Origin of the sequence: Staphylococcus arlettae (genome assembly GCF_002902345.1) — a bacterium.
Classification (GTDB): domain Bacteria; phylum Bacillota; class Bacilli; order Staphylococcales; family Staphylococcaceae; genus Staphylococcus; species Staphylococcus arlettae.
Genome location: NZ_PPQB01000005.1, coordinates 603,825 through 622,306, shown reverse-complemented (window position 1 = coordinate 622,306; position 18,482 = coordinate 603,825). Strand labels below are relative to the sequence as shown.

The following is an 18,482-nucleotide window of genomic DNA, read 5'->3' as shown; positions in this document are numbered from 1 at the left end:
GATATGGCGTTTGAAGGATTATCCGATCGTTTACAAGATACGATGCAAAAAATCCGCGGCAAAGGAAAAGTAACAGAAGCCGATATTAAGATGATGATGCGCGAAGTTCGACTCGCATTGTTAGAAGCCGACGTTAACTTTAAAGTTGTAAAAGACTTTGTCAAAACAGTGTCAGATCGAGCACTAGGATCAGATGTAATGAAATCATTAACACCTGGTCAACAAGTGATTAAAATAGTTCAAGATGAATTAACCCAGTTAATGGGTGGCGAAAATTCAACTATTACAATGGCCAATAAGCCACCAACAGTAGTTATGATGGTAGGTTTACAAGGTGCAGGTAAAACAACAACAGCAGGTAAATTAGCTTTACTTATGCGCAAAAAATATAATAAAAAACCGATGTTAGTTGCAGCAGACATCTATCGACCTGCAGCAATTGATCAATTGCAAACAGTAGGTAAGCAACTAGATGTACCAGTCTATAGCGAAGGCGATCAAGTAAAGCCTCAAGAAATTGTGGAAAATGCCTTACAACATGCTAAAGAAGAACATTTAGATTTCGTAATCATTGATACAGCAGGTAGATTGCATATTGATGAAGCTTTAATGGATGAATTACAAGATGTTAAAACAATTGCGAAACCAAATGAAATCATGTTGGTTGTCGATGCTATGACTGGGCAAGATGCTGTCAATGTTGCACAATCATTTGATGAGCAATTGGAAGTTTCAGGAGTTACATTAACAAAATTAGATGGTGATACACGTGGTGGTGCAGCATTATCAATCCGCTCGGTAACGCAAAAGCCTATCAAATTTGTTGGTATGAGTGAAAAATTAGATGGCTTAGAACCATTCCACCCAGAAAGAATGGCTTCTCGTATTTTAGGTATGGGTGATGTTTTAAGCTTAATTGAAAAAGCTCAACAAGATGTCGACCAAGATAAAGCGAAAGACTTAGAGCAAAAAATGCGAAGTTCTTCGTTTACACTAGATGACTTTTTAGAACAATTAGACCAAGTGAAAAGCTTAGGACCACTTGATGATATTATGAAAATGATTCCTGGTATGAATAAAATGAAAGGATTGGATAATTTAAATATGAGCGAAAAGCAAATCGATCATATTAAAGCTATTATTCAATCTATGACACCAAATGAGCGAAATGATCCTAATACTTTAAATGTGTCGCGTAAAAAACGTATTGCTAAAGGTTCTGGACGTTCTTTACAAGAAGTGAATCGTCTTATGAAACAATTCAATGAAATGAAGAAAATGATGAAACAATTTTCTGGCGGTAAAGGTAAAAAAGGTAAGAAAAATCAAATGGAAAACATGTTAAAAGGTATGAATTTACCATTTTAAACGATGTGACTGGGACATAAATCCCATTGTCAAAATAAGAAGACGAATCCTTAATATGGATTCGTCTTTTTGATATTTAAAGCTTTACGATTTTGACCGTGCGTGCTTGCCTAGGGGTATGGTTCGAGCCTGTAGTCTCTCACACATACTATTCCCCTGGGCGTCAGCACGTTACAAAATCAGTACAATATGTATTTTGTTATTTAAAAAACAAGACACATTCGTATCATTTAATAAATATTACAAAAATAAATAAACGATGTACTTTAAGTATAAAGTTTCTCGTATGACTTAAATGACATTATCAATGAAAATTTAATTTGATATTTAAAGCTTTACGATTTTGACTGTGCATGCTTGCCTGGGGGTATGGTTCGAGCCTGTAGTCTCTCACACATACTATTCCCCTGGGCGTCAGCACGTTACAAAATCAGTACAATATGTATTTTATTATGCAAAAATTAGGATCTTCAAAACAAACAAAAGTTGAACTATAACTTGGTTTTGTCTTGATGGTATTGTATATACAAAATCGCAATATAATATTATATCGACTTTATGTAATAAATGATGTCTCGGACTCATTATTTTAGCTCAATAGCACAAATATTATTTTCTTTTAAATAGTAAAGAGAAAACTCTTTACAACTTAACTATTAACTGGTAATATTATTTCTTGTAGAAAATAAATTATAGAAATCAAAGGAGAGAATCAAACAATGGCAGTTAAATTACGTTTAACACGTTTAGGTTCAAAAAGAAACCCATTTTATCGTATAGTAGTAGCAGACGCACGTTCACCACGTGACGGTCGTATCATCGAACAAGTAGGTACTTATAATCCAAATAATGTAAATGCTCCAGAAGTTAAAATTGACGAAGCATTAGCATTAAAATGGTTAAATGATGGTGCTAAACCAACAGATACTGTACGTAATATCTTATCTAAAGAAGGTATCATGAAAAAATTCGACGAGCAAAAATAATCGTTGATTATAAAGTGTGATATTTAAGAGTACCATATAGGGTACTCTTTTTTTATAGGCTAAAGTTGAATTTACTCATAGGCAACTGTAACAAAATATATAAACAGAGACTATAGCATGTTATAATTTACGTGATTAATAAAAGTTTGAAGATGAGTATTTTATTTCGGAGGAACATATATGAAAGTTGAAGTAGGTAAAATCGTCAATACACATGGCATTAAAGGTGAAGTAAAAGTAAAATCAAATTCAGATTTTACAGATACACGTTTTCAACCAGGCGAAGTGTTAACGATAGAACAAACACACAAAGAACCAGTAATGTTAACTGTAGCATCACATCGTATGCATAAGGGCCTACATATGCTTACATTTGAAGGTATTAATAATATCAATGATATTGAGCATTTGAAAGGGCAAGTATTATTGCAAGAACGCGATCATGAGGAAATTGAGTTAGCTGAAAATGAGTTTTATTATTCAGATATTATTGGCTGTACTGTCTTTGATGATGAAGATACCCCGATAGGTAGAGTTATCGAAATTTTTGAGACAGGTGCAAATGACGTATGGGTTGTAAAAGGAGATAAAGAATATCTAATACCTTATATTGCTGATGTGGTTAAGGAAGTAGACGTGGAAGGTCGTACAATCCATATAACACCACTGGAAGGATTGTTGGATTAATGAAAATTGATTATTTGACGCTATTTCCGGAAATGTTTGATGGAATATTGAATCATTCGATTATGAAGCGAGCACAAGATAAAGGGGTCTTGCAAACGAATACTGTTAACTTTAGAGATTTTGCTGAAAATAAACACAACCAAGTAGATGATTATCCCTATGGTGGTGGACAAGGAATGGTATTGAAACCTGAGCCAGTATTTAATGCTATGCAAGCAGTTGAACATACTGAAGCAACACGTGTCATTTTGATGTGTCCACAAGGTAAACCATTTAATCAAGCGTTAGCACAAGAACTAAGTGAAGCAGAACATTTAGTATTTATTTGTGGTCATTATGAAGGTTATGATGAACGAATCCGTACACAGCTAGTAACGGATGAAGTATCTATTGGTGACTATGTTTTAACAGGTGGTGAATTGCCCGCCATGACTATGACTGATGCTATCGTTCGTTTAATACCTGGTGTATTAGGTAATCAACAATCACATGAAGACGATTCTTTTCAAGATGGTTTGCTTGAGTTTCCACAGTATACTCGTCCAAGATCGTATTTAGGACATGATGTGCCAGATGTATTGCTCTCAGGCAACCATGCACATATAGAGCAATGGAGACATGAACAAAAGCTGATTAATACTTGGGTTAAAAGACCTGATTTATTAGAACAGTATCCGTTAACAACAGAAGACCAAAAAATATTAGAAACTTATAAAAAGCAATTGAAAAAATAAATAGTCTGTGCTAACATAATTTAAGTGTGCAAAGCACGAAAATCACTATGGTCCGCTGCTATATATTTGTCAAGGCAAGAACATAGGCTGAAGGAGAGAAAAAAATGACTAATCACAAATTAATTGAAGCAGTAACTAAGTCACAATTACGCACTGATATACCTTCATTCCGTCCAGGTGATACTTTAAAAGTTCACGTACGTATTATTGAAGGTAATCGCGAACGTATCCAAGTATTCGAAGGTGTAGTTATTAAACGTCGTGGTGGCGGTGTGTCAGAAACTTTCACTGTTCGTAAAATTTCTTCAGGTGTAGGCGTGGAACGTACATTCCCTGTACACACTCCTAAAATTGAAAAAATTGAAGTTAAACGTCGCGGTAAAGTACGTCGTGCTAAATTATACTACCTACGTAGCTTACGTGGTAAAGCTGCTAGAATTCCTGAAATTCGCTAATCAGTATAAGACGAATAAAAAGACGAGCCTATATTTAGGCTCGTCTTTTTTGTGTTTAATGTTGCTTTTTGCGTACCCATATCGTGAAGCCAATACTCAATAATATGCTCAGTCCAGATATGGTAATTAATACCCAAAAATGTGGGGGTCTATAGTGTAATGTTAATTTTTCTTGACCCTTTTCAGCAGGTATTACAGTCATAATACCATTACCCTTTAGGACAGGGATTTCTTTACCATTACTTTTGGCATACATGCCATCACGATAGGCCATAGGTAATACGATATATCCTTTATCTTGTTTACGTTTCGTCACAGTATAACCATCTCGACGTTGTGCAACATCGACTTCGTTTAGAGATTGTGCACTACGACGTAAAGTATTATAATTTTCGCCATAAATCCCTTTAATGCGATACTTATAAGTACCTTGAGCTAATTTTAACTTTAAGACATCATTAGCTTTAACTCGCATAGTTACTGGGTTAACCAAGCGTCGATATTTATAATCTAATTCATTACGAGTTTGTTTATATTCATTAATGCCTACATAATGTTCTTTATTTGGTGCGAGTAACTGAATGTCTAATTCTACATACATATCTTTATACTGCTTAGCTATAGACTGTGGTAGCTTAAACTCGACACCCCCGTTATTTTTTGTAACGACAAGTTGCTTTTTATCATTTATATATGCATTTTGCATGGATTGCTCTGCTTTAGATAACAAATTATCATTAGCTTCAAATGAAGAGTTAACATATTTATCGTTATTGAATGTAACACCTTGTAACATTGCTTGTTCTTTATCTAATGGTGATTTCAAATCAGATTGGTCGTACACTTTGTTAGTAATATGTGCACTAGGATAATCGATTTCATTTTTAGAATGTATAAATTCAGCTTTACCATTTTTTATAAGTTGATGTTTTTTAAAACCATAAGTCATATTAAGGTCGTTAGGACGACGAATACGATCTTTGACATTCCATAGCGACATTAAGTTTGCACGGTTTGATAATAAGCGATAAGTACTATTTTTGTCTGTATGCATATTGATTTGTAATTGTTTATCGTAGTAATTTAAAATATCCCCATCAAAAATACTTGAGTATAGAGCTATACCATTAAAATGATAAATCATCGGAGAATTCAGTCCATATTGTGACATGTAATCAATTCTGTTTAATGGATCATTTGGGTAAGACTTATTAATTGAGTCGATTTTTTGTGCTAATTCTTTGCTTCGATAGGAAGAATCATCCAAATCAGCAAATGTATTTTCATATTTTTTGATGTTATTAAAATGGTAATCGTTAACAATTAAAGCTTGCTGTATTACAAATAGAGCTAAAAGTATAGGTAGTGCCCATTTTTTAGTAATAAGTGGCTTATTGTAAATCAAGCACCCAACAAAAATCATAATGATTATACACACAATCATCCAATTCATTTTCTGTGCTGTAACTGTGATTGACATAGTTACTATAATCAATAAAGCTGGTATACAAGCATATATATATGATTTTAACGTTAATTCCGCCATATATTGCACAAATAAAGCTATTAAAATAGCAGTAGTTAGTGCGAATAAATAAATCCATCTACGTTGTGGTGTTGAAAATCCATTGAACATACTATCGAAATAAGGTGTTAAAGCTCCGAGGAGCATTATCCAAGTTGCAATGGCAAACATTTTATAATAATAATGTCTGTATAATTTAAAAGCAAATAATGCAACTAAAGCAAAAGCAGTGACAGTAATATAAAAGCCATTGGAAAAGAAATGTGTTTGGCGTGCAAAATCAGTAAAAAGATTAATTTCAAATTCAGGATTAGCTTTGCGATCATTATTTAAAAATGAAGATACTCCCGTATAAAATCCCCAAATAGCTACTAATGTACTTAATACTACTGCAATAGTTATCGTATAAAATTTTTGCCATCGCGTTACGATATCGTTTGGGTGTACAATACAGAGTCGATAAATAAAATAAAAACTTAAAGCAACCGCTTGAAAATAACTAAAATAAAAATTTGAAAATAACGTTAAGGCAATGGCAAAAATGAATAAGCCAAGCTTACGTTGCTTGAAATAACGTTCAATTCCTAATAAAGACAACGGTAAGAAAATGAGTAAATCACCATAAAATGACCAGGTAAAATTAAAATAAATGACAATAGTTGACGCGCCATATAGTAGGGCAGCTAAAAATACTGTGCTGAATTTTAAGTTTAAAGATCTAAAGTAATAAAAAGCTAAAGTATAAGTAACTACCGTTTTAACGAATGCAACGATGAGCTGGTTACCAGGCCAAAATCCAATGTCACTAGGATTTAAATGAAATAATTGTGTTGCTAACCATACAAAAATAAAGTTTATATATGTAAATGGAGAGGTGGCATAGTAATAAGATAAGTCTTTAACATAATCGCCACCTAATCCGAAAGAATGATCATAAAAGCTCTGGAAAGACGTAAAGTGCTCATATAGATACATTTGAAATGGCATCATCTGGCGAAACCCATCGCCATTACCGCTAAAAATAACCCCTTCAGTAAGAAAACGATAAATATAAGGTGTAAATTGCAACAAGGCAACTAAAATCCCCATTGCTATAATACAACACAAACGTGTTATTTTATTTGTCCATAATTGTTTTAACATGCCAACTATCCTCTTTTCTTTTTATGGATCGTGCTTTTTTTATATAACATAAATCGGAAAATAACACTAATGACTATACTAACTAAAGATATAATTATCATAGTAAACCAAAATGGTGGTTTATATTTAATAATGATAGTGTCGTTATTTGAACGTACTGGTACACCAGTCATGAAGTAATTTACTTTTTGTGGAGTGACTTTTTTACCATCCACGAAAGCTGTCATTCCTTGACGATATGGAATATTAATTTGTGCCATACCGCTCTCATGTTTTCCTAAATCAACTTTTACCCCGTTGTTAATATCATGATAATGGTGCGATTGTTGTTGTTTTGTCGCTTGCTTGAGTGTATCGTAATTTTCTCCATGTAATTGAAGTAATTGGAATTGATACGTTCCATATGGACTTATATCAATTGAAATATTACCGTCACTATCTGGTTGGGTTCTGTAAAGCTGTGTGTATACGCCGGTTTTATAAGTCGAATTGTTAAATAAACGATTATTTTGATATTGATTAAGTTGTACTGAAAAATTACTGTCAGGTAGCCCACGCTTAATTTTCATTGTCAGATAAAAATCATCGTACTGCTTTCTTATTTTTTGAGGTATATGTAGTTTTATTTGTCCGGAATTTTTAGTAACTTTGATTTTATTTTTACGCTGTTGTTGAATATTATCAGTTGTAATTGTTACATCATTCAATAAATTTTTGGATTTTTGCTGTAAAGCTACACCTTTATGCGGTAAGACAATTCCTGTTAACATAGCATGTTCACGCGCGATTGGCGTATGCAGTTTGCGAGCGTCATAAATTTTATTACTGACACGGACAGCTGGTAAAGGTAATTGGTTTTTATAAATTTCATATTGCCCTTGATGTTCGACTTTTTTAAAATATGACGGTACATTTGATTGATGTTCCTTGCGCATTAAATATTTTACAGATAATAAACTCGCTAAATTTTGTCTACCATTCGTTGATTGATAACGGCTGACAGATTCATTAACCATATTAATTTTTAAATGATCGTAATAAAAGTCTAAAATATTATGATGAAAAATACTGGAATATAGACTTAAACCTTTAAAGTGTTGATACATAGGTGTGTTATCTTGTTCATCGACACGCCAGTCAATACGTTCATCATCGTTTTTAGTTGTTTGCATCTTATTTACAAGTTCACGCTGTTGTTGTGAATTATACATACTACTTTGTACGTAATTTTTGTTTGCCCGCTGTTGGTGGTCTGCAAAATAAATTTGGTATTTGATAAAAACAAAAGATACTAACAATAATAATATAATAATTGACAGACTATACAGTGGTGTTAGTTTTACTTTGTATTTAGGTTGTTGTAATAGCAAAATTAATAAACCTATAACACATACTATTGGTACGAAATAAACCCAAGATACAACAGTGTCAACAAGCCAAGCGCTCGTAAAAATGACGCCTATGGCAATTACTGAAGTCGTACAATAGTGCCGGATAGATAAAGTCTTAAAATATTTTACATAACTTCCAATGAGCATAGCACTACTAAATGCTAATAAATAATGCCACCGTTTCTGAGGAGCGGAAAAACCATTAAATACTTGATCGATATAAGGGATAAATGCAGCTATTATACAAAATAGAGTACATAAAGCAAATAATTTAAAATAAAAATGTTTATACAACTTAAATGCCAATAATGCTTGAATTGTAATAAAGATAACGACAATTAAGTAGTTATCATAAAATAAATTAGTGTTTTTATCTAACGGTTCAAACAAAGGGACCTCTCCGTTAAATGGGATACGACGATTATTTACAAAACTCATAACTCCATGGAAGAAGAAAAATAAGCTACAACCTAAACCTAATAATGCAGCTATGAATAACACACTAAAATGCTTAATAGAAAGTTTAATATCATTTTTATGTCTAAAAATTAAACGTAATGCCAAATAAATAATACCAGTTAAGCATTGGTAATATGCAAAATAAAAGTTATTAATCAAAGATATGGCAACTACGATGATAAATAAACCAATTTTTTTATGTTGTAAAAACCTTTCTATTGCTAGTAAGAGCAAAGGTAATAATATAAAAATGTCACTGAAAAATGGCCAATATACAGTGAATCTAAAATATAATGGTGATAAGACAAATAAAGCTGCAACTAAAATAGCAACTTGTCTATTACGTAATATGTAGTGAGCATAGTAAAAGGTTGCGCACATTGCTAAAAATGCTTTGGCAATAGACAGCACTATGGCATTTGTCATCCAAAACATTACATCAGAAGTTGGCATATGTATAAACAGTTTGCAAATAGAGATAATAATGACATTGATAATAAATAAAATATTAGTAGAAAAATAATATGCTAAATCAGTAAAAAAATCTCCACCTAATCCGAAATCTGTGGCGTAGAACCAATTGCCTTGAGACCAATTATCATATAAAAACATTTGTATTGGAATCATTTGTTCCATACCATCATTTGGGCCAGTAAATAAAATACCATCCACCCAAAATCTATAAATAATATAGCTATGTCCTATCACTGCTAGTACAAATAATAGCATGAATATTAGTAGTTTTTGTCTCATTCTATAACTCCTGTGAATTGGATATATAAAGCGATAAAAATTCAATTAAGAAATATGTAGTTACAAATCATTTTGCACTATAACAACGTATACAGTAACTATACCCGTATTTCTTAGAAGCAACAGCGTGATTTGAAAATTTGTGATTAACATCTAAATAAAATGTTGAACATAAAGAAATGCTATCATAATTTACGTTATCATATTAAAATATGTAATGGACATAATATAAACAAAGGTAAATTCGAAATAACTAAATCTAAATATAATTTTTAAAAGTGAAAGGTGATGTTTATGGTAATACAATGGTACCCAGGACATATGGCCAAAGCCAAAAGACAAGTGACTGAGCAACTTAAAAAAGTAGACGTAGTATTTGAGTTGGTTGATGCACGTATACCATATAGTTCGCGTAATCCAATGATTGATGAAGTGATACAACAAAAACCACGTGTAATTATTTTGAATAAAAAAGATATGGCAAACTTGAAAGAACTAGAAAAGTGGCAATCTTATTTCTCAGCACAAGGTAATTTTCCTGTAACAGTTGATGCTAAGCATGGTAAAGGGTTAAAACAAGTAGAACAGGCAGCTATTCAAGCAACAGAAGATAAGTTTGCTAAAGAGCGTGAAAAAGGGTTGAAGCCACGTGCAATTAGAGCGATGATTGTAGGAATTCCGAATGTCGGCAAATCTACATTAATTAATAAATTAGCAAATCGAGCAATCGCTAAAACTGGAAATACACCAGGTGTAACGAAACAACAACAATGGATCAAAATTGGGAAGTCGTTACAATTATTAGATACACCAGGCATATTATGGCCTAAATTTGAAGACCAACTCGTTGGAAAAAAATTAAGTATAACAGGTGCGATTAAAGATAGTATTGTTCATTTAGATGAAGTTGCTATATATGGATTAGAATTTTTAAAACAACATGATTATGAAGGCTTAAAAAAACACTATAATATCGAAGTAGCGATAGATGCCGAAAACTTAGAATGGTTTGATGCTATTGGACGACGCAGAGGGCTATTACAACGTGGTAATGAAGTAGACTATGAAGCGGTTATTGAATTAATTATCAATGAAATTCGTAATGCTAAAATAGGCACTTATACTTTCGATGTTTTTAAAGAAATTGAGCGTGACTATTTTGAGTAAACAAACGATTAAAGATATCAAAAAAGAATTACAAACAATTACATCTTTAGAAAGTTTAGCGCAAAGTGAACATCAACTAGATGAACGAAAAGGTGTAAAACTAGCTATAACCCAAAGGCAGAAACAATTAGAAAAAGATGTAAGATTACGTGAACAATATGTTGAGATGACTCAGTTTGAGACTAATATAGCTAAACAACATCAGGACGCAGTGATATGTGGTATTGATGAAGTTGGCAGGGGGCCTTTAGCAGGACCAGTGGTGACGTGTGCAGTTATTTTAGATCCAACATATGACTTTATTGGAATTAATGATTCAAAGCAATTATCTGCCGATAAACGACAACAGCTACAACAAGAAATTCAAACAAACGCACTTGACTATGCCTATGGTGTCGCTTCAGTAAAAGAAATTGATACTTTGAATATATATCAAGCGACTAAACTGGCAATGCTCCGTGCAGTACAAAAGCTAACGGTAACCCCATCACACTTGCTTATTGATGCTATGGAAATTGATACAGATATTGCACAAACATCACTGATAAAAGGGGATGCGCGTAGTATCTCTATAGCAGCTGCTAGTATTTTAGCTAAGGAATATCGTGATCAATACATGAAAGATTTGGCAGAAACATATCCAGGTTATGCTTTCGAAAAAAATGTAGGTTACGGTACTCAAGCTCATTTAGATGGGATTACACGTTATGGTGTGACAGAGGTTCATCGAAAATCATTTGAACCGATAAAATCCAAGGTTAAAAACTTAGAAATTTAAAATAATTCTAAAGAAGATGGCTGAAACAGTTTACAATAGCGCTTACATTTCTTATAATTGAAATGCACTTAACCTAAGAAACAGGAGGATGGAGAATGAATATCCACGAGTATCAAGGTAAAGAAATTTTTCGTTCCATGGGCGTTGCTGTCCCAGAAGGACGCGTAGCATTTACTGCTGAAGAAGCGGTAGAAAAAGCAAAAGAATTAAGTTCAGAGGTATATGTGGTAAAAGCACAAATACACGCTGGCGGTAGAGGTAAAGCTGGTGGTGTAAAAATTGCGAAATCACTATCTGAAGTAGAAAGTTACGCTAATGAATTACTAGGTAAACAACTAGTAACTCATCAAACAGGTCCAGAAGGAAAAGAAATTAAACGCCTTTACATAGAAGAGGGCTGCGATATTCAAAAAGAATATTATGTTGGATTTGTTATCGATCGTGCGACAGATCGTGTAACACTTATGGCATCAGAAGAAGGCGGTACTGAAATTGAAGAGGTAGCTGCTAATACACCGGAAAAAATCTTTAAAGAGACTATTGATCCGGTAACAGGTTTAGCTCCTTATCAAGCTAGAAGAATCGCATTCAATATTAATATTCCAAAAGAGTCTATTAATAAAGCAGCGAAATTTTTAATTTCACTGTATAACGTATTTATTGAAAAAGATTGTTCAATTGTTGAAATTAATCCATTAGTAACTACAGGTGATGGTGATGTTTTAGCTTTAGATGCAAAAATTAATTTCGATGACAATGCGTTATTTAGACATAAAGATATCCAAGAATTACGCGATTTAGAAGAAGAAGATCCGAAAGAAATCGAGGCTTCTAAATACGATTTATCTTACATCGCATTAGATGGAGATATTGGTTGTATGGTTAATGGTGCAGGTTTAGCAATGGCAACAATGGATACTATTAATCACTTCGGCGGTAATCCGGCTAACTTCTTAGATGTAGGGGGCGGCGCTACAAAAGAAAAAGTTACTGAAGCTTTTAAAATTATTTTAGGCGATGATAATGTTCAAGGTATCTTCGTTAATATCTTCGGTGGTATTATGAAGTGTGATGTTATCGCGGAAGGTATTGTAGCTGCTGTTAAAGAAGTAGAACTAACATTACCATTGGTAGTTCGTCTAGAAGGTACAAATGTTAAAGAAGGTAAAGCAATCTTGAAAGATTCAGGACTTGCTATTGAACCTGCTGCAACTATGGCTGAAGGCGCACAAAAAATCGTTAAACTCGTTAAAGAAGCGTAAGGAAAGGATGGGAGCACTAAGATGAGCGTATTTATAGATAAAAATACAAAAGTAATCGTACAAGGTATCACAGGGTCTACTGCCCTTTTCCATACAAAACAAATGCTTGAATATGGTACACAAATTGTAGCAGGTGTAACACCTGGTAAAGGTGGACAAGTTGTTGAAGGTGTACCAGTATTTAACACAGTAGATGAAGCAAAAGAACAAACAGGTGCAAATGTATCAGTAATCTATGTACCAGCACCGTTTGCTGCGGATGCAATTTTAGAATGTATTGAAGCTGAATTAGATTTAGCAATCTGCATCACTGAGCATATTCCTGTAGTTGACATGGTTAAAGTTAACCGTTATGCAGAAGGTAAAAAGACACGTGTCGTAGGACCTAACTGCCCAGGTGTTATTACTGCTGACGAATGTAAAATTGGTATTATGCCTGGTTACATTCATAAAAAAGGTCACGTAGGTGTTGTATCTCGTTCAGGTACATTAACTTATGAAGCTGTACACCAATTAACAGAAGAAGGTATTGGTCAAACTACAGCAGTAGGTATTGGTGGCGACCCTGTCAACGGTACTAACTTCATCGATGTATTACAAGCATTTAATGAAGACGATGAAACAAAAGCAGTAGTAATGATTGGTGAAATTGGTGGTACTGCTGAAGAAGAAGCTGCAGAATGGATAAAAGCGAATATGACTAAACCAGTCGTTGGCTTCGTAGGTGGTCAAACTGCGCCTCCAGGAAAACGTATGGGCCATGCTGGTGCCATTATTTCTGGTGGTAAAGGTACTGCAGCAGAAAAAATCAAAACATTAAATGAATGTGGCGTGAAAACTGCTGATACACCATCTGAAATTGGAACAACATTAATTGAAGCTGCTAAAGAAGCAGGCATTTATGATCAATTATTAACTGTGAAACAATAATATTTAGAGTGCACAAATCCCGAAATATGTCGGGGTTTGTGCTTTTTGAGGTGCAGTAAATTCACGATGTAACACACTGTGACAACACAAGACAAACGTGTTGTCGCAGTGTGTTTTTACTTGTTAAAATTGGATGTCAATTCAGTGGAAAGTTAAATGTAATTGTAATATTAGAAAGTATAACGCCTTATCTATAATACATAGTAGAGGAGGTAACGTTATGTACCAAAAACAATATCTACGATTACTCTATAGTGGCTTAACTACCCAACAAATTTATAAATTAATAAATCAATTTCCTAATTTCTTCACAATTAATAACAGCAAACAAACCTCTGCTTTGAGAGGGTTTCTGACTACCACAAAGATCAATAACTATCATAAACCACTGCAAAAATTTATATCGCTCGATGATAGTGATATTGCACAGCATTTATATCAATCACAAGTTAGCACAATATCCATTGATCACACTGCTTATCCCCAAATTTTAAAGGAAATAACTGATCCCCCATTTATATTATTTTATCGAGGACAGCGTGACTTGTTGCACAACATTCAAACAATCGCTATCGTCGGTTCAAGAAAAGCGAGTGCCTATACTACAAAAGTTTTGCAGAACTTATATCCTGCATTTAAAAACCATGGTTTAACTGTCGTTTCAGGTTTAGCAAAAGGTGCCGATCATATTGCACATCAGCTAGCATTAGATTATCGTATTCCTACCATTGCAGTATTAGCATTTGGACATCTCGTTCATTATCCTAAAGAAACTTTATGTACACGGAAAACAATGGAACAAATAGGGGTGGTTATTAGTGAATATCCACCATTTCAGCCAGTGCGCAAATATCACTTTGCACAACGTAATAGGCTAATTAGTGGGTTAGCAAAAGGATTGTTCATAACGGAATCAACTATTAAATCGGGGACTCAAATTACTGTAGATTGTGCTTTAGACCAAAATAGAGATGTATACGTAGCACCGGGAGATATGTTTAATGTATTAACACAAGGCAATATGTATATGGCTCAGCAGGGTGCAAAAGTTGTATTAAGTGCGAAAGATATTTTAATTGATTATATGGAAAATTGATATTTTTATTGAATTAATTGTATAAATGTACTAATGTATAGATACTTTGTAAAAATAAATGTGAAAATAGCGTAGGTTAACACTTTTTGCTTTAGGTAAATAAATAGTTGTTATTGATTTAATAATTAAAAACATTGACAAAATCAAAATACACCGTTTATTATTTATCTTTGTAAATTAGATGTAAAAAAATTGTGCAAGGGGGAACTACTTTGGCAGAAAATTTAGTCATAGTTGAATCGCCTGCAAAAGCTAAAACCATTGAAAAATATTTAGGTAAAAAATATAAAGTAATAGCATCTATGGGACATGTTCGAGATTTGCCTCGTAGTCAAATGGGCGTAGATGTGGATAATGATTATGAACCCAAATATATTACAATACGTGGGAAAGGTCCTGTTGTAAAAGAATTAAAAAAACATGCTAAAAAAGCGAAAAATGTTTATTTAGCAAGTGACCCCGACCGTGAAGGTGAAGCTATTGCTTGGCATTTAGCTAATATATTAGATTTAGAAGATTCAAATGAAAATCGAGTAGTCTTTAACGAAATTACTAAAGATGCAGTGAAAGATAGCTTTAAACATCCAAGGGGCATTGAAATGCAATTAGTGGATGCCCAACAAGCTAGAAGAATATTAGACCGTTTAGTAGGTTATAATATATCTCCAGTATTATGGAAAAAAGTTAAAAAAGGTTTGTCTGCCGGAAGAGTACAATCGGTGGCTTTACGACTTATTATTGATCGTGAAAACGAAATTAGAAACTTTAAGCCAGAAGAATATTGGAAAATTGAAGGTGAATTTAGATATAAAAAATCTAAATTTAACGCTAAATTTTTACATTTAAAAAATAAACCATATAAATTAACAAATAAACAAGATGTTGAAACGATAACGACACAATTGGATGGCGATCAGTTTGAAGTAACGAAAGTTACGAAAAAAGAGAAAACACGTTATCCATCAAATCCTTTTACTACGTCTACTTTACAACAAGAAGCAGCGCGTAAATTAAACTTCAAAGCACGTAAAACGATGATGTTAGCGCAACAATTATATGAAGGTATTGATTTGAAAAAACAAGGTACAGTAGGTTTGATTACTTATATGCGTACGGATTCAACACGAATTTCAGATCAAGCTAAAGCAGAAGCTAAACAATATATTCAAGATACTTACGGTAATACGTACACATCAAATCGCAAAGCTAAAGGGCAAGGTGATCAAGATGCCCACGAAGCTATAAGACCGTCAAGTACATTACGTACTCCAAATGAAATGAAAGATTTCTTGACTAGAGATCAACACCGTTTATATAAATTAATTTGGGAACGCTTTGTAGCAAGTCAAATGGCACCAGCTATTCTAGATACAGTTGCTTTAGATTTAACACAAAATGATTTGAAGTTTCGTGCGAATGGACAAACAATCAAGTTTAAAGGATTTATGACACTTTACGTCGAAGCAAATGATGATGGTGACAACAAACAAGAAAATAAATTACCTAAAATAGATGAAGGTGAAATGGTTACAGCTACAAATATCGAACCATCACAACATTTCACACAACCACCACCACGTTATACTGAAGCAAGATTAGTTAAAACATTAGAAGAATTGAAAATAGGTAGACCATCTACTTATGCACCAACGATTGATACGATTCAAAAACGTAATTACGTTAAAAATGAAAGTAAACGTTTTGTACCAACAGAACTTGGTGAAATAGTTTATGAACAAGTAAAAGAATACTTCCCGGAAATTATCGATGTTGACTTTACAGCTAATATGGAAACATTGTTAGATAAAGTTGCTGAAGGCGAAATCGAATGGAAGAAAGTAATTAGAGACTTCTTTAGTAGTTTTAAACAAGATGTAGAACGTGCTGAAGAAGAGATGGAAAAAATTGAAATAAAAGATGAACCAGCAGGGGAAGATTGCGAAGTTTGTGGCTCTCCAATGGTTATAAAAATGGGGCGTTATGGTAAATTCATGGCATGTTCGAATTTCCCAGATTGTAGAAATACAAAAGCTATCATTAAACCTATTGGTGTTACTTGCCCTAAATGTAAAGAAGGCGATGTAGTAGAACGTAAATCCAAGAAAAATCGCTTGTTTTATGGTTGTTCAAAATATCCAGAGTGTGACTTTATTAGTTGGGACAAACCGGTAGGAAGAGAATGTCCTAAATGTAGTGAATACTTGGTAGAACGCAAAAAAGGTAGAAGTAGTCAGGTTGTATGTTCAAACTGTGATTATAAAGAAGAAGTACAAAAATAATTGAATAATTGCTGTTATCTAGTATAGGAAAGATGTTAATATGTATTAGGATTAACTTTTGACTATCAAAGATAACAATAAGCAACTAACGATATCAGTAATGATTTTAGTTTTATAGTTATGTTATTACTATTGGTATCGTAGTTGCTATTTTAATGTATTGGAGGATTTTATATGTCACAAACAGTCAATGTTATAGGTGCAGGTTTAGCCGGCTCAGAAGCAGCATTTCAACTTGCTGAAAGAGGCATCAAAGTAAATTTAGTCGAGATGAGACCAGTTAAACAGACACCTGCACATCATACAGATAAGTTTGCAGAACTTGTTTGTTCTAATTCTTTACGTGGCAATGCATTAACAAATGCAGTAGGTGTATTAAAAGAAGAGATGAGACAACTTAACTCTTTAATTATCGAAGCTGCAGATAAAGCACGTGTGCCAGCTGGCGGAGCATTGGCAGTAGATCGTCATGATTTTGCTGGTTATATCACTGAAACTTTAAAAAATCATCCTAATGTTACGGTAATAAATGAAGAAATAAATAGTATTCCTGAAGGTTATACAATTATTGCAACGGGACCACTAACAACAGATAAACTAGCAGCTGAAATCGTGGAAGCGACTGGTAAAGATCAATTGTATTTTTACGATGCTGCTGCCCCAATCGTTGAAAAAGATTCAATTGATATGGACAAAGTATATTTAAAATCACGTTATGATAAAGGTGAAGCTGCATATTTAAACTGTCCGATGACCGAAGAAGAATTCAATCGATTTTACGATGCATTATTAGCAGCTGAAGTTGCACCAACAAATGAGTTTGAAAAAGAGAAATATTTTGAAGGTTGTATGCCATTTGAAGTAATGGCAGAGCGAGGACGCAAAACTTTACTTTTTGGACCGATGAAACCTGTTGGTTTAGAAGATCCTAAAACAGGTGAAAGACCATATGCAGTGGTACAGTTACGTCAAGATGATGCCGCTGGTACTTTATATAATATTGTTGGTTTCCAAACTCATTTAAAATGGGGCGCTCAAAAAGAGGTAATCCGTTTAATACCTGGCTTAGAAAATGTTGATATTGTACGTTATGGTGTGATGCATAGAAATACATTTATCAATTCACCGGATGTATTGTCGGAAACATATGCATTAAAAGGTAGAGACGGATTATACTTCGCAGGTCAAATGACAGGTGTAGAAGGTTATGTTGAAAGTGCAGCTAGTGGTTTATTAGCTGGTATAAATGTTGCGCACAAATTGCAAGATAAAGCTGAAGTTATTTTTCCACGAGAAACAATGATTGGTAGTATGGCTTATTATATTTCGCATGCGAAAAATGAAAAAAACTTCCAACCTATGAATGCGAACTTTGGATTATTGCCTGCCTTAGAAAATCGTATTAAAGATAAGAAAGAACGTTATGAAACATTAGCTCATCGTGCATTATCTTATTTAGAACACTACAA

At 33.5% G+C, this 18,482-nt stretch carries 14 protein-coding genes; 12 read left to right on the top strand and 2 right to left on the bottom strand.

Annotation, left to right across the window (positions count from 1 at the left end; all coding sequences use genetic code 11):
* The first annotated feature begins 3 nt into the window (after window positions 1-3).
* The 5 genes from ffh to rplS all read left to right on the top strand — a co-directional run bounded on the left by ffh (window position 4) and on the right by rplS (window position 4,230).
* Window positions 4-1,368 carry a signal recognition particle protein gene (gene ffh / locus CD036_RS03105; RefSeq protein ID WP_002510965.1) on the top strand — a complete coding sequence of 455 codons (1,365 nt, stop codon included), beginning with the start codon at window positions 4-6 and terminating at the stop codon, window positions 1,366-1,368.
* Between the two features lie 719 nt (window positions 1,369-2,087).
* A complete protein-coding gene (rpsP, locus tag CD036_RS03100; RefSeq protein ID WP_002510966.1) occupies window positions 2,088-2,354 on the top strand; it encodes a 30S ribosomal protein S16 in 267 nt (88 codons plus the stop codon).
* Between the two features lie 180 nt (window positions 2,355-2,534).
* Complete coding sequence (gene rimM / locus CD036_RS03095; protein WP_002510967.1) at window positions 2,535-3,041, top strand: ribosome maturation factor RimM; 507 nt, start codon at window positions 2,535-2,537, stop codon at window positions 3,039-3,041.
* Window positions 3,041-3,775 carry a tRNA (guanosine(37)-N1)-methyltransferase TrmD gene (gene trmD, locus CD036_RS03090; RefSeq protein ID WP_002510968.1) on the top strand — a complete coding sequence of 245 codons (735 nt, stop codon included), beginning with the start codon at window positions 3,041-3,043 and terminating at the stop codon, window positions 3,773-3,775. Before rimM ends, trmD begins: the two co-directional genes overlap by 1 nt.
* A 104-nt stretch (window positions 3,776-3,879) precedes the next feature.
* Entirely contained in the window at window positions 3,880-4,230 is a 351-nt protein-coding gene (rplS, locus tag CD036_RS03085) for a 50S ribosomal protein L19 (RefSeq protein WP_002510969.1), read from the top strand.
* A gap of 55 nt (window positions 4,231-4,285) precedes the next feature.
* Here the strand turns inward: rplS and CD036_RS03080 are convergent, their stop codons facing one another.
* The gene (locus tag CD036_RS03080) at window positions 4,286-6,898 is read right to left on the bottom strand and encodes a YfhO family protein (protein WP_103387953.1); all 2,613 of its coding nucleotides are present in this window, start codon (window positions 6,896-6,898) and stop codon (window positions 4,286-4,288) included.
* A gap of 5 nt (window positions 6,899-6,903) precedes the next feature.
* Window positions 6,904-9,501, bottom strand: coding sequence for a YfhO family protein (locus CD036_RS03075; protein ID WP_021458865.1), 2,598 nt, complete (start codon window positions 9,499-9,501; stop codon window positions 6,904-6,906).
* 294 nt (window positions 9,502-9,795) lie between these two features.
* On the opposite strand from CD036_RS03075, the gene ylqF reads away from it, so the two are divergent.
* From ylqF to trmFO, 7 genes are all read left to right on the top strand, one after another.
* A complete protein-coding gene (gene ylqF / locus CD036_RS03070; protein ID WP_103387952.1) occupies window positions 9,796-10,668 on the top strand; it encodes a ribosome biogenesis GTPase YlqF in 873 nt (290 codons plus the stop codon).
* A complete protein-coding gene (rnhB, locus tag CD036_RS03065) occupies window positions 10,661-11,446 on the top strand; it encodes a ribonuclease HII (protein ID WP_002510973.1) in 786 nt (261 codons plus the stop codon). The genes ylqF and rnhB overlap by 8 nt, the downstream gene beginning before the upstream one ends.
* 95 nt (window positions 11,447-11,541) lie before the next feature.
* A complete protein-coding gene (gene sucC / locus CD036_RS03060) occupies window positions 11,542-12,708 on the top strand; it encodes an ADP-forming succinate--CoA ligase subunit beta (protein WP_002510974.1) in 1,167 nt (388 codons plus the stop codon).
* 21 nt (window positions 12,709-12,729) lie between these two features.
* Complete coding sequence (gene sucD / locus CD036_RS03055; protein WP_002510975.1) at window positions 12,730-13,638, top strand: succinate--CoA ligase subunit alpha; 909 nt, start codon at window positions 12,730-12,732, stop codon at window positions 13,636-13,638.
* 220 nt (window positions 13,639-13,858) lie between these two features.
* On the top strand, window positions 13,859-14,734 hold the full coding sequence (gene dprA / locus CD036_RS03050) for a DNA-processing protein DprA (protein WP_002510976.1): 876 nt from the start codon (window positions 13,859-13,861) through the stop codon (window positions 14,732-14,734).
* 212 nt (window positions 14,735-14,946) lie between these two features.
* Window positions 14,947-17,013 carry a type I DNA topoisomerase gene (gene topA, locus CD036_RS03045; RefSeq protein ID WP_021458862.1) on the top strand — a complete coding sequence of 689 codons (2,067 nt, stop codon included), beginning with the start codon at window positions 14,947-14,949 and terminating at the stop codon, window positions 17,011-17,013.
* A gap of 174 nt (window positions 17,014-17,187) precedes the next feature.
* Window positions 17,188-18,482, top strand: a 1,295-nt coding sequence (gene trmFO / locus CD036_RS03040) for an FADH(2)-oxidizing methylenetetrahydrofolate--tRNA-(uracil(54)-C(5))-methyltransferase TrmFO (protein WP_103388016.1), incomplete at its 3' end; no start/stop codon positions are given.

What these genes read in the sequence shown, in the direction of transcription:
- ffh (WP_002510965.1), top strand. Translation starts at nt 4, where the DNA reads ATGGCGTTTGAAGGATTATCCGATCGTTTACAAGATACGATGCAAAAA.
- rpsP (WP_002510966.1), top strand. Translation starts at nt 2,088, where the DNA reads ATGGCAGTTAAATTACGTTTAACACGTTTAGGTTCAAAAAGAAACCCA.
- rimM (WP_002510967.1), top strand. Translation starts at nt 2,535, where the DNA reads ATGAAAGTTGAAGTAGGTAAAATCGTCAATACACATGGCATTAAAGGT.
- trmD (WP_002510968.1), top strand. Translation starts at nt 3,041, where the DNA reads ATGAAAATTGATTATTTGACGCTATTTCCGGAAATGTTTGATGGAATA.
- rplS (WP_002510969.1), top strand. Translation starts at nt 3,880, where the DNA reads ATGACTAATCACAAATTAATTGAAGCAGTAACTAAGTCACAATTACGC.
- CD036_RS03080 (WP_103387953.1), bottom strand. Translation starts at nt 6,898, where the DNA reads ATGTTAAAACAATTATGGACAAATAAAATAACACGTTTGTGTTGTATT.
- CD036_RS03075 (WP_021458865.1), bottom strand. Translation starts at nt 9,501, where the DNA reads ATGAGACAAAAACTACTAATATTCATGCTATTATTTGTACTAGCAGTG.
- ylqF (WP_103387952.1), top strand. Translation starts at nt 9,796, where the DNA reads ATGGTAATACAATGGTACCCAGGACATATGGCCAAAGCCAAAAGACAA.
- sucC (WP_002510974.1), top strand. Translation starts at nt 11,542, where the DNA reads ATGAATATCCACGAGTATCAAGGTAAAGAAATTTTTCGTTCCATGGGC.
- sucD (WP_002510975.1), top strand. Translation starts at nt 12,730, where the DNA reads ATGAGCGTATTTATAGATAAAAATACAAAAGTAATCGTACAAGGTATC.
- dprA (WP_002510976.1), top strand. Translation starts at nt 13,859, where the DNA reads ATGTACCAAAAACAATATCTACGATTACTCTATAGTGGCTTAACTACC.